The sequence below is a fragment of the Nostoc sp. UIC 10890 genome (assembly GCF_054786515.1).
In genome coordinates, this window is record NZ_JBSGKF010000001.1 from 4,717,764 (window position 1) to 4,731,420 (window position 13,657).

Below are 13,657 nucleotides of genomic sequence, written 5' to 3' on the forward strand. Positions count from 1 at the left end.
GCCTGTTGCCTATTGCCTGTCTACGCAAATTCGTTCAGAAATCAAAGCGGATTCCTATATCAGGGAACACTATATCTGTAAATTAAATTGTTAGGATTTAACAGTATGGTTAGCACTCGTGTCAATATTTCCTGATAACGATTTTGAATTTTGGATTTAAAATTTAAAACTAATTGAATATTATTTACTACAAAATTTGTCAGTAAAAGTACAGATTTGAGATTAGCGATCGCTCTTCAGATTATCGAATACACCCACAGTAATAAGTTGAGTTTTAACTCGATTCTAAGTGATGATACGGGATTTTTTATTGAAATTTCGGCGTAAATTTTTGCTCTTGTTTATAAACAACTTCACTATCTATCTGGGAACACTATATCTGTAAATGATTAGGATTTAATAGTATGGTTAGCACTCTTGTTAATATTCCTGGATATAAAATTAGCGAAGAACTCTACAATGGTTCTAGAACTCTGGTTTATCGAGGTTATCGAGAGACGGACTCTTTACCTATAGTAATTAAACTACTAAAAAATCCTTATCCGAGTTTGGGCGAACTCTTGTCGTTTCGCAATCAGTACACCATTGCCAAAAATCTTAACTCACCTCTAATCATTCAAACCTATAGCCTGGAACCATACCAAAATGGCTATGCGTTAGTGATGGAAGACTTTGGGGGGATTTCTCTCAAGGATTGGGGAGTAAGGGGAAGGCTAGAATCTTTGATGGAGTTTTTACAGATAGCGATCGCACTGTGCAATACCTTAGATATACTCTACCGCGATCGCATTATTCATAAAGATATTAAACCCGCCAATATCCTGATTAATCCAGAAACCAAACAAGTTAAATTAATTGACTTTAGTATTGCATCCCTACTACCACGGGAAACTCAAACTCTGATGAATCTCAATGTGTTGGAAGGAACACTTAGTTATATTTCTCCAGAACAAACAGGAAGAATGAATCGGGGGATTGATTATCGTACTGACTTATATTCTTTAGGTGTAACTTTTTACGAATTACTCACTGGAGTTTTACCCTTTCAATCAAATGATCCGATGGAGTTGGTACATTGTCATTTAGCAAAACTTCCACCAATGTTAGGGGATAGAGAAGAGATTCCCAAAGTTATCTGTGATCTCGTGATGAAATTGATGGCAAAAAATGCTGAAGACCGTTATCAGAGTGCATTAGGACTAAAATTTGATTTAGAAAATTGCTTATCTCAACTCCAAGAAACTGGTGAAATTAAGCGTTTCCCAATTGCTCAACAAGATGTGTGCGATCGCTTTATTATTCCCGACAAACTTTATGGAAGAGAAACCGAAGTATTAACCTTACTCCAAGCATTTGAAAGAGTTAGTCTTGGTGCAACAGAAATGATGTTGGTAGCTGGTTTTTCCGGTATTGGTAAAACCGTTGTAGTTAACGAAGTTCATAAACCAATCGTCAAACAACGTGGTTATTTTATCAAAGGGAAATATGACCAATTTCAACGAAATATTCCCTTTTCGGCATTTGTCCAAGCCTTCCGAGATTTAATGGGGCAATTATTAGCAGAAAGCGATGCTCAAATCCAGCAATTTAAAACCAAGATTTTAGCGGCTGTAGGTGATAACGGACAAGTAATTATTGAAGTCATCCCCGAATTAGAAAGAATTATTGGCAAACAACCACCAGCGCCAGAATTATCAGGAACGGCGGCACAAAATAGATTTAATTTACTATTCCAGAAATTTACCCAAGTCTTTACCAGTGATGCACATCCATTAGTGATGTTTTTAGATGATTTGCAATGGGCTGATTCGGCATCACTGATGTTAATGCAGTTATTAATGACTGATACAAAATATTTTTTCTTAATTGGTGCCTATCGTGATAACGAAGTCAACCCAGCACATCCGTTAATGTTGACTTTGAATGATATTGAAAAAACAGACGCAACAATTAACACGATTACTTTAGCACCTCTTAGTCAAGGGCAAGTGAATCAATTAGTTGCTGATACACTTAAATGTACAGAAAATTTGGCACTACCTCTTTCTCTACTAGTATCTCAGAAAACTCAAGGTAATCCGTTTTTCGCTATCCAGTTTCTCAAAGCATTACATCAGGATGGCTTAATCGAATTTAACTTTGAGTCAGGATTTTGGCAATGTGATATTACTCAAACAAATCAACAAGCGGTTACAGATGATGTTGTTAAGTTCATGGTATTTCAATTAAAAAGACTGCATCAATCAACTCAAAATGTGTTGCAACTAGCGGCTTGTATTGGCAATCAATTTGATTTAGCAACTTTGGCAATTGTTTCGGAATCATCAGAAATTGAAACGGCTGCTAGTTTATGGAAAGCTTTACAAGAAGGTTTAATTTTACCGATTAGTGATGTTTATAAGTTTTATCAACAAGAGTCATTAGTCATTAGTCATCTGTCATTAGTAGATAGTCAAAAACAAATGACCAATGACAATGGACAAATGACAGTTTCTTATAAATTTTTACATGACAGAGTACAACAAGCTGCTTATTCTCTAATTCCTGATAACCAAAAACAAGCAACTCATCTCAAAATTGGCCAATTACTTCTAGAAAATTCCTCTCAAATAGAACAAGAGGAAAAACTGTTTGATATAGTCGGGCATTTGAATTTAGGACAAGAGTTAATGACCCAATCAAACGAGCGAGAAGCCTTGGCTCAACTGAACTTGGCAGCAGCAGGTAAAGCTAAAAGTTCTACTGCATACACTGCGGCCAGAGTCTATTTACAGACTGGGATTGAGCTACTCACAGTCAACTGCTGGCAAGATCAATATAAATTGACCCTGAGTCTCTACGTTGCCGCCACCGAAGCTGCCTACTTAAATGCTGACTTTGATGGCATGGAACAGATAGCGGTACTGGTGTTGCAATCAGCCCAGACGATTTTAGACAAAGTTAAAATTTACGAAATTCAAATTGCTGCTCAGACAGCCCAGAGCAGAATATTAGAAGCGATCGCAGTGGGTAGAGATGCCTTAAAACAATTGGGGGTTGAGCTACCTATTGAGCCAAACAATGCTGAGATTGCTAAATCTCTACAAGTCCTTGCCAGTCAACTCGAAGGCAAACGAATTGAGGAACTAGCTGATCTCCCAGTGATGACTGATCCCCAAGCAAAACCAGCCATGAAGCTATTAGGAATGTTGTTTGCACCCGTTTTCCAAGGAATGCCGGGTTTATTGCCCCTAATTAGTTCCAAAATGGTGAGTCTATCGCTTCAGTTTGGGAATACGCCCGCCTCCACGGTGGGGTATGGGCTTCACGGAATGGTGCTGTGTGCCTTTTTGGGAGAGGTCGAAACAGGCTATGGCTTTGGGCAATTGGCGCTCTCATTGCTGGAGAGGTTCAATGTGCCAGAATTCAAATCCACAATTTTAATGTTGTTTGGCGGCTTTATTCAGCATCACCAAAAAGCTCTCTCGGCAACAATACCGACAGTGAAAGCTGGTTTTTCGTCTGGTATGGAAACTGGCGACTTTTTACACGCTGGTTATAACTTATGTTGTTACAGTTATGCAGTCTTTTGGAGTGGCTCTGAATTAAACAATTTGGAGTCAGATATAGCAAGTTATAACGCCGCCTTGACTCAGGCGAAGCAACATTCTGCCCAGACCTATGTAAGTATAATGCGGCAAGCGGCACAGAACTTTAGGGAAAGCCAGATTCAACCGGATTGCTTGAGCGGCACTATCTACGATGAAACGGTGATGATTCCCAAACATCGCCAGGCTAATGAACTGACGGTGATGGCCGAACTCCATGTCTACAAACTGTTGCTTGCCTATTCTTTTGGTAATTACAAAGCTGCGATCGCTTACATTGAACAATGCCAGCAGTATTTACTCGCAGTATCAGGATTGATTTTTGTACCGATTTTCCATTTCTATGCAGCCCTGACGCACCTGGCGCTATTTTCCACCCAGTCAAAAGTTGAACAGGCCGAAATTCTTGCCCAGGTAAAAATTCATCAAAGCACTCTGCACCATTCGGCGCAAAATGCTCCCATGAATCATCTGCATAAATGGCATTTAGTTGAAGCTGAAAAACAACGAGTGTTGGGCAATAAAGCAGAAGCACTTGAACATTACGATCGCGCCATCTTCCTCGCCAAAGAAAACGAATATGTTAACGAAGAAGCACTTAGCAATGAATTAGCAACCAAATTCTACCTTGATTGGGGTAAAGAAAAACTTGCCCAAGCATATATGCACCAAGCATACTATTGCTACGCTCGTTGGGGCGCAAAAGCCAAAATAGAAAACCTAGAAAAACGCTATCCCCAACTACTCCAATCCATTCTGCAACACCAACGAATCAGCCTCAACCCCTTAGAAACTGTTAACTTCCGTGGGACTTCCTCATCTACTCGCACTTCTAGCACTGACAGCAGCAGTATTTCCGATACACTAGATTTTACCTCTGTCCTCAAAGCCGCTCAAGCTATTTCCAGTTCTCTGGAATTAGATCAACTCATTACCAGCCTCACCCGCATTATCCTCGAAAACTCCGGCGCGAAAAAAGTTGCACTCATTCTTCCCCACAATGATACTTGGCAAGTTAGGGCAATTACCTCGATTAATCATCAGGAAATACAAACTATTCTTGACCCACAATCACTAGATACTTGTCAAGATATTCCTGGAAATATTATCAATTATGTCAAAAATACCAAGCAAACAGTCGTTATAGACAATTGCAAAACAGATATTCTTGGGTTAATTGGGGAATATATGCACCTAATGCAACCCCAGAGTGTACTATCTACCCCGATTATTAATCAAGGGCGTTTGGTAGGAATTCTTTACTTAGAAAATCAACTGACTCAAGGGGTATTTACTAGCGATCGCCTTTCTGTTGTAAACTTCCTCTGCACTCAAGCCGCAATTTCTTTGGAAAATGCCCAATTATATAATCATCTCCACGAGCGAGAAAAGTTTCTCAGTAGTATTTACGAAGGTATTGGCTGTCTGATTTTTGTGCTTGATATCCGGGATAATGGTAAGTTTGAGTACACAGGATGGAGTAAATTGTGCGAACTTGCAGTTGGTATACCTGCTTCCCAAGTGCTAGGTAAAACTCCGCAAGAATTACATGGTCATCAAGGTGCAGTAGTATATCAAAATCATCTGCGTTGTTTCCAAACCAAAATACCTATCACCTATGAGGAATGTCTAACCTTTAATGACCAGAAAGCTTGGTGGTTAACTACACTAAGCCCATTAAAAGATGAAACTGGCAAAGTTTATCGCATAGTTGGGACAACTATTAATATTAGCGATCGCAAACAAGCTGAGTCAGTGATCACAGAAAAATCTCAAGCACTGGGAACAGCCTTAGAAGATTTACAACAAGCCCAATTACAAATTGTTCAGAGCGAGAAAATGTCAGCACTGGGTAATTTAGTTGCTGGGGTAGCCCATGAAATGAATAATCCTTTGGGCTTTATTGCTGTGAGTCTCAAACAAGCTAAACCCACTATTGCTGATGTTGTTAAACACTTGAAACTTTATCAAGAAAGTTTACCTAATCCGGGTGATGAAATTATTTACCATGCTGAAGAAATCGACTTAGATTATACCTTAGAAGATTTACCCAAGGCAATTGATGCAATGGTGATGGCGTGCGATCGCCTGAAAAACATCAGCACTAGTTTAAGAACCTTCTCCCGTGCAGATAAAGATTACAAAGTGCCATTTAACATCCACGAAGGTATTGACAGTACGATTTTAATTCTCAAACATCGCCTCAAAGCTAACGAACAACGCCCAGCAATTGAAGTAATAACTGAGTATGACAATTTACCCCAAGTTGAATGTTTTCCTGGACAATTAAATCAGGTCTTTATGAACATCCTTGCCAATGCCATTGATGCCTTAGATGAGTCGAATTATGGGCGGAGCTTTTTAGATATTCAGGAAAATCCTCACAAGATTACAATTCAAACCTCATTGAAAGATAATCAGGTTCAAATAACGATTGCTGATAATGCTAAGGGAATGAGTGAAGAAGTTAAGCAAAAGATATTTGACCATTTATTTACCACGAAATCTGTCGGAAAAGGGACGGGGTTGGGGTTGGCGATCGCTCGTCAAATTGTCGTGGAAAAACACGGGGGTTTGATACACTGCAACTCCTGCCCAGGACAAGGCACAGAGTTTGTGATTACAATTCCAGTGCGGCAATGAAGAGTGCTGAGTGCTGAGTTAAAAGAAAGACCACCCACAAGGGGCGGGGCTAAAACCCAACTACATAACTACTGAGTACTTCTTAATTTACTCAACACTCAGCACTCAGTATTGTAAATAGGAGGTGATCATGTGTACTGAAGCATTCAATCATGAAATATCGCTTTTACGTCAGCAAAACGCTCAATTGCTGCAACAGCTAGAAGCATTGCAAGAACTTTATTCAACTACATTGTTAGCCCAACAGCATCAAATTTGGGAATTAGTTACTCAGGAAGTCCCCCTATCAACAGGATCGCAAAAGTTACGACTGATAGAATTACAGTCGAAATTGGAGGATTATTCTACCTTTGTGCGATCGCCAGAGAAAATTCACGAATGGCATCGCCAAGGGAAGGCAACTGACTTGGCTGAGAGTGAAGCGAAGTATCGTCAGCTAGTCGAAAATATCAGCGACCTGATTTTTTCTATGTCACTACAAGGCACTTTTACTTATGTCTCACCGCAGTATAAAAATGTTTTAGGCTGGGAACCTTCAGAACTACTTGATCAACCCTTTGCCCCCTTAGTTCATCCTGATGATTTACCCCTAGCCCAAAGAAGCATCCAAGAAATGATGGAAACCAATGGGCAGCGGATCATAATAGAATTTCGCCACCTGCAAAAGGATGAAAGTTGGTGCTGGATGAGGGCAGTGGCTTCGCCAATTTTCGACTTAAACGGTCAAATCAATGGTTTTCATGGTGCTCTCAGCGATATCAGCAGTCGCAAACAAGCCGAAGAATTAATCAAAGCCTCGCAAGCAGAATTACTCGCCTTATTCAACGCTATACAGGATGTGATTCTTGTCTTAGATGCCGAAGGACGATACCTAAAAATCGCTCCTAGTAGTGCGCCCTTACTCTACCAACCTCCTACGGAACTGGTGGGCAAAAAAATTCATGAGGTTTTCCCCCCTGCTTTTGCCGACTATTTTCTCAACTCTATTCAAGAAGCACTATTAACTAAAAAAACTGTGAAGCTAGAATATAGCTTGCCAATAGGCGACCGAGAGGTTTGGTTTGAGGCGAGTCTTGCCACAATGAGCGAAAACACCGTTGTTTGTGTCGCCAGGGATATTAGCGATGTCTATGACGAGCTTCGCTTACGCAAACACATGGAAGACCAACTGCGACAACAAACAGAAAACTTAGCACAAACTCTTCAAGAACTCAAACAAACTCAAGCACAAATGATTCAGGCAGAAAAAATGTCCAGCCTGGGTCAACTTGTTGCTGGAGTTGCCCACGAAATCAACAATCCCGTTAATTTTATTCACGGTAATCTCAGCCATCTTGAGGAATATACTCAAGACCTACTGCGAATAATTCGCCATCAGCAGCAACAGTCTGTTAATGAGTCGGAATTTCAGGCTTTGTGTGAGGAAATTGACCTAGATTACATCCAGGAAGACGCACCGAGAATATTGAGTTCGATGAAAGTTGGCACTCAACGCATCCGTCAGATTGTGCTGTCGCTACGAACCTTCTCACGTATGGATGAAGCTGAGTTTAAGGCAGTGGACATTCACGAAAGCATCGACAGTACCCTAATGGTATTGCAACATCGCCTCCAAGAAAAAACAAAACTTCCAGCCATTCAAGTCATCAAAAACTACGGCACATTACCTTTAGTAGAATGCTATGGCGGACAACTAAATCAGGTGTTCATGAATATTTTGGGGAATGCCATTGATGCTTTAGAAGAAGGCAGAAGGCAGGATAGCGTAGCAGTAGCGAGTCTGCGAGCGTCGGTGGGAGGGGATTCAACCCCAGATGAGCGGGAGACAATTAAAAATGGACAAGTGATAATGCACAATTTAGCATCTAGATTGTCAACTCCGATTATCACCATTCGGACTTCAGTGGTAGATTCAGGTTGGGTAAAAATTGCGATCGCTGATAACGGAATAGGTATGTCAGAACAGATTCAAAAACAAGTTTTTAATCCGTTTTTCACCACCAAGCCTGTGGGTAAGGGAACAGGTATGGGAATGTCTATCAGTTATCAAATAGTTACAGAAACACATGCTGGTAAACTGGAGTGTCAGTCAACGCCAGCAGAAGGAACAGAGTTTATCATTACAATTCCGATTCAGCATTAAAATAATTCGTAATTCGTAATTCGTAATTCGTAATTCGTAATGACGCTCTCTACGTTCGCGTAGGGTGTCGTTCGCGGTAGCGTTGCGTAGCAAAGACAGACGCTAAAAGCGTAGCTTGCTTAAGAGGATGTTTGAAAAGTCATGATTGATGTATAAAATTTTTTTTTACTCAATTACTCAATTGCGAATTGGTTTCATGGAGCCAGTGACTTGATTGTTGGAGTCAATCTAAAATCTAAAATCTAAAATCTAAAATTGTTTGACTATTGACTAATAGCTAAACAATCAGTTTCAGCCCACCAGGCATAAATAGGTGTGTCGCGGTCAGGTAAAGCGCCAAAAGTATTAGGTTGCAACACATTGATCCTAATGCCATTTGTTAATTCCACAACATAATTAACGTGTGTGCCCAAATACATAACATTGACCAGTCTTCCTTCAAAGCAGTTAGCTGGCAAATTGGGTGGATAAAGCGAAAGTTGTATTTTTTCTGGGCGCACACTTACCACCACAGCTTGTGATAATTCAGATGGTGTATCTTCAGAGCGGCTAATAATAATTGAGAGTCCTGTTTTCGTTGCAATTTGCACATTAGAGGAGTCTACGCCGACGATTTCACCGCTGAATAAATTAGTATCGCCAATAAAATCAGCAACAAAGGATGTCTGGGGACGTTCGTAAATTTGGCTGGGAGTGCCAACTTGTTCAATTTTGCCTTGATTCATCACGGCAATGCGATCGCTCAAAGACAATGCTTCTTCCTGGTCGTGTGTCACCATCACAAAGGTTAATCCCAATTCTTTGTGTAAATTTGATAACTCAACCTGCATTTCCTTACGCAGTTTTAAATCTAACGCCCCTAAAGGTTCATCCAGTAATACGACGGTGGGACGGTTGACTAGGGCCCTAGCTAAAGCGACCCGCTGCTGTTGACCACCAGAAAGCTGATTGGGAAAACGCGATCGCAAACTTTCCATTTTCACGAGCTTTAAAGCTTCTTGGACTCTACTTTCAATTTCCGATTTGCGTAATTTTTTTAGCCGCAGTCCAAAGGCGATGTTATCCCAGACATTCAGGTGGTTAAATAAAGCGTAACTTTGAAATACAGTATTGACGGGTCGGCGGTAAGGCGGCACATTAGTCATAGACTGACCCTGAATTAATACCTTGCCAGCGTCAGCGATTTCAAACCCAGCAATTAAGCGCAGTGTTGTTGTTTTACCACAACCGGAGGGGCCTAAAATACTAAAAAATTCTCCTTGTCTAACATCCAAGTCGATTCCATGTACTGCTGGTTCTTGGTTAAAAAACTTGAAGACATTACGCAGTTCAACATCAAGTGGCTGAAAACTTGTTATCCCCCTCTGATTCTGCATGACAATTTGAGCCATAATCCTCAGTAGAATGCCGTGATTTTATGAGATTTTGTCAATTAATGTAGTCTTTTGGGCAGACTAGATTTGACACTTTGGTTTATTGTATCCGCCAAAAACAATTGTTCAAGAATATACTCACCTGATTCTTTTATGCTCAGTACCAAACGTTGACACAAAGCAAACTTAAGCACTTTACTTGTACTCAGGCGTTCTTTGATTAAGCTAATAAGTATTAAAATTGCATATTAGCAATTGCTAAAAGGCTGGCTAAGATTGTGTTTATTCATTTTGAATTTTGAATTATTTATGTCTTTATTCCCATCAATTGGCGGCAAAAAAGATACACGTACCGTTGGACGTGGTTTACAGCCGATATTTTTAATTATATTTACTCTACTGATGATCACTGGGATCAGTGTTCGTTTGGCATATTTGCAAATTACTGAAGGAGCAAGCCACCGAAAACGAGCCGAGTCCAATCGAATTCGGATGATCCCCAAACAACCAGAACGAGGCAATATCTTTGACCGCAATGGCAAACTTTTAGCCAGTACTCGCTATCCTCGCTCTGTATATTTGTGGCCGATGGCACATACCAAGCCAGCATGGTCGGTTGTGGGATCACGTCTATCTGAAATTCTCGATGTTCCTCAAGAAGAGATGGAAAAGAAATTAGAAGAGGCAGGTGCTAACTCTTCTTCACTGATTCGGGTCGCTCGTGACTTGAACGAAGCGCAAATCACAGCATTGAAGGAGTATCAAGCCGAACTCCAAGACGTGGAAATTTCTACAGAAGCGGTTCGCTACTACCCCCACGGCAAGCAATTAGCACATGTATTAGGCTATACGCGAGAACTTACTGCCGAGCAGTTAAAACAAAAGAAGCAGGAAGGCTACAGATTGGGTGATGTGATTGGTCAAATGGGAGCCGAAAAAGCTTATGAGAAAAGTCTGCGGGGCGAATGGGGTGGTCAGCAGGTAGAAGTGGATGGTGCAGGTCGACCGCTCCGGGTTTTGGGGGAGAAACAGGCAAAATCTGGTAACGATTTGCACTTGACTATAGATTTAGATATGCAAAAGACAGCAGAAAAAGCTTTGGGCGATCGCGACGGTGCGATCGTGGCCCTTGATCCCAAGAACGGTGCGGTTTTAGCAATGGTATCTCATCCCACCTTTGACCCAAATATTTTCTCGAAGCAGAAACTCACCCAAAAAGATTGGGAATTTGTCCAAGGTGCCGACCATCCTTTGGTGAATCGCGCCCTGAGTGCCTTTCCACCCGCTAGCACCTTCAAAATTGTCACCACCACAGCCGGGCTAGAATCAGGTAAATTTTCTCCTAACACAGTCCTACAAACCTACGGCTCCTTAACTTTTGGCGGTACTCGATTTGGTGAATGGAATCACACCGGATTTGGGCCATTGGGTTTTGTCGGAGCATTACAGTGGAGTAGTGATACCTTCTTCTATCAAGTTGGTCGGGGAGTCGGTGGCCCAACTTTAATTGAATGGACTCGCAAGTATGGATTTGGTAAAACAACTGGCTTTGAATTTGCCAACGAAGAAGCAGAAGGTTTAGTTCCAGATGAGAAATGGAAGCAGAAAGCTTGGAAGATACCTTGGACTGTAGGCGACAGCATTAATATGTCAATTGGTCAAGGTGCTTTACTAACTACACCTCTGCAAGTCGCCATCATGTTTGCCGTGCCTGCTAATGGTGGCTACCGAGTCCAGCCACATTTGCTTAAAGACAATGAAGAAGCAAAAAGCTGGCGAGAATCTTTAAATATGAAGCCTACAACCATAAGTGTTCTCCGTCAGGGACTACGGAAAGTAGTATCCGAAGGTACGGGTAAAGTTTTGAAGCAGCCAACAATTCCCCCAGTCGCGGGTAAGAGTGGTACCGCCGAAGCCTGGAAGGGTCGTGTTAAGCAAAATCATGCTTGGTTTGGAGCCTATGCACCAGCTGAACAGCCAGAAGTTCTGATTGTGGCATTTGCGGAACATTCCGGTGGTGGCGGTGGTAGCATTGCTGCGCCCATGATTTTACAAATTATGGAGGAATATTTTCAGCGCAAGTATCCGGGGAAGTATCAGAAACCAGTACCGCAAGGCGGAATTAAAAATTAAAAATTAAAAATTAAAAATGAATACAGCATAAGGGTTTTGTTAACTCATCCCCCGGCTTCAAGCCGGGGGATTTCGAGTCATTGGTCATTGGTGCTAATGACCAATGACTAATGACTAATCAAAACTTTCAATAATTAACTCTTATGATTAACAAGTTATTTTTAACCTTTTCATAACCTAAAATTAATCAAAATTTATCCGGTATCAGCTCTAGACTTTTTGAAGTAGACATTGTACAAAAAAGCTAGACCGTAAAGGATGCAAATTACATGAGTCGAAAAGTCAGCAAAGTTTTTAAACAGTCTGGCGTAATTCCTTATAGAGTGAACAATGGCAAAATTGAAATCTTGCTAATCACGACCCGTAACTTTCAACACTGGGTGATTCCGAAAGGAGATATTCCTAATGGCATGAGTCCGCCTGCTTCAGCAGCTAAAGAGGCGTGGGAAGAAGCAGGGGTGATTGGGCAAGTAAATGCCAATGAATTGGGCACTTATAAGTACCGCAAACGAGGCAAAATTTACCGGGTCAAGATGTATTTGTTACCAGTCGAGATGCTGAGTGAAGATTATCCAGAAGCAAGTAAAAGAAAACGGCAGTGGGTAGAAGTGAATAAAGCTATCAGGCGGGTTAAGTTTAATTCACTCAAACGAATCCTGAAAGGTTTTTTCCAGGTCAAATCTTACTTTTGTGCATTTCAACAATAATTTGTAATGACGCTCGCGGACTCGCTACCGCTGCGCTAACGTAATTCGTAATTAAAGTAATAGCATAGGAAGCAAGATACACCCAGCATCTCGTAGAGAGCGTAATTAGTAATTACGAATTGCTAATATTATCTGTTGCTTGAATCAAAGCACTACGAATTCCTGGTTCACTCATCGAATGTCCAGCATCAGGAACCACAATAAATTCGGCTTCTGGCCAAGCGCGATGTAATTCCCAAGCTGATATCATTGGGCAGACAACATCATAACGTCCCTGAACAATTACAGCCGGAATATGGCGGATACGGTCTATATTTAAGATTAATTGATCTTCGGTTTCTAAAAATCCCTTATTCATAAAGTAATGGCATTCAATGCGGGCAAAAGCTGAAGCAAATTCACTTTCGCCAAACTTTTGCATAAGTTCTGGGTCTAAGAAAAGTCTACTTGTACTACCTTCCCAAATTGACCAAGCACGCGCTGCTGTTAATTGAATTTCTAAGTCGGGACTGGTCAACTGCTTGTAATATGCTGCGATCAGATCATCACGTTCATCTATGGGAATCGGTTTGAGATATTCTTCCCAAGCATCAGGAAAAATATAGCTAGCACCCTCTTGGTAGAACCATCGCAACTCTTTTTGCCTCAGCATGAAGATACCACGGAGAATTAGCCCCGTGCATTGAGAGGGATGGGTTTGACTGTAGGCTAATGATAAAGTGCTACCCCAACTTCCACCAAAGACCGCCCACTTTTCTATACCTAAATGTTGCCTCAGTTTTTCAATATCACCGACTAAATCCCAAGTGGTGTTTTCTCTTAATTCAGCATGGGGCGTACTTTGACCACAACCGCGCTGGTCAAACATCACTATCCGCCATTTTTCTGGGTGGAAATATTGCCGATAAAAAGCTGGACATCCACCACCAGGGCCGCCATGCAGCACAACGATGGGTTGACCTTGGGGGTTACCTGACTCTTCAAAATGAATGGTATGAAGGTCAGAAACCTGTAAACTACCTTCTAAGTAAGGCTCGATCGCTGGGTAAAGTTCTCGCATTTTCGATATTT

Annotated in this window: 6 protein-coding genes; 4 read left to right on the forward strand and 2 right to left on the reverse strand. The window is 41.2% G+C overall.

Features of this window, described 5'->3' with window-relative positions; all coding sequences use genetic code 11:
* Positions 1 to 404 precede the first annotated feature (404 nt).
* Positions 405 to 6,230, forward strand: a complete 5,826-nt coding sequence (locus ACWATR_RS19540) for an AAA family ATPase (RefSeq protein WP_460335872.1) — start codon at positions 405 to 407, stop codon at positions 6,228 to 6,230.
* A gap of 130 nt (positions 6,231 to 6,360) precedes the next feature.
* Complete coding sequence (locus ACWATR_RS19545; RefSeq protein ID WP_460335875.1) at positions 6,361 to 8,373, forward strand: PAS domain-containing sensor histidine kinase; 2,013 nt, start codon at positions 6,361 to 6,363, stop codon at positions 8,371 to 8,373.
* Between the two features lie 263 nt (positions 8,374 to 8,636).
* Here ACWATR_RS19545 and ACWATR_RS19550 read toward each other — a convergent pair whose 3' ends face one another.
* Positions 8,637 to 9,764 (reverse strand): ABC transporter ATP-binding protein, encoded by a 1,128-nt coding sequence (locus ACWATR_RS19550; RefSeq protein ID WP_460335879.1) that lies wholly within the window; start codon positions 9,762 to 9,764, stop codon positions 8,637 to 8,639.
* A 291-nt stretch (positions 9,765 to 10,055) separates the two neighbouring features.
* Between ACWATR_RS19550 and mrdA the strand changes: the two genes are divergently transcribed.
* Complete coding sequence (gene mrdA, locus ACWATR_RS19555) at positions 10,056 to 11,879, forward strand: penicillin-binding protein 2 (protein ID WP_460335882.1); 1,824 nt, start codon at positions 10,056 to 10,058, stop codon at positions 11,877 to 11,879.
* Between the two features lie 269 nt (positions 11,880 to 12,148).
* Positions 12,149 to 12,586 (forward strand): NUDIX hydrolase, encoded by a 438-nt coding sequence (locus tag ACWATR_RS19560; RefSeq protein WP_069069944.1) that lies wholly within the window; start codon positions 12,149 to 12,151, stop codon positions 12,584 to 12,586.
* Between the two features lie 112 nt (positions 12,587 to 12,698).
* On the opposite strand, the gene pip is transcribed toward ACWATR_RS19560, so the two are convergent.
* Positions 12,699 to 13,646, reverse strand: a complete 948-nt coding sequence (gene pip / locus ACWATR_RS19565; protein ID WP_460335886.1) for a prolyl aminopeptidase — start codon at positions 13,644 to 13,646, stop codon at positions 12,699 to 12,701.
* Positions 13,647 to 13,657 lie beyond the last annotated feature (11 nt).

Bases quoted from the DNA above. Each gene is read 5' to 3' on its own strand.
- ACWATR_RS19550 (WP_460335879.1), bottom strand. From the start codon at position 9,764: ATGGCTCAAATTGTCATGCAGAATCAGAGGGGGATAACAAGTTTTCAG.
- mrdA (WP_460335882.1), top strand. From the start codon at position 10,056: ATGTCTTTATTCCCATCAATTGGCGGCAAAAAAGATACACGTACCGTT.
- ACWATR_RS19560 (WP_069069944.1), top strand. From the start codon at position 12,149: ATGAGTCGAAAAGTCAGCAAAGTTTTTAAACAGTCTGGCGTAATTCCT.
- pip (WP_460335886.1), bottom strand. From the start codon at position 13,646: ATGCGAGAACTTTACCCAGCGATCGAGCCTTACTTAGAAGGTAGTTTA.
- ACWATR_RS19545 (WP_460335875.1), top strand. From the start codon at position 6,361: ATGTGTACTGAAGCATTCAATCATGAAATATCGCTTTTACGTCAGCAA.
- ACWATR_RS19540 (WP_460335872.1), top strand. From the start codon at position 405: ATGGTTAGCACTCTTGTTAATATTCCTGGATATAAAATTAGCGAAGAA.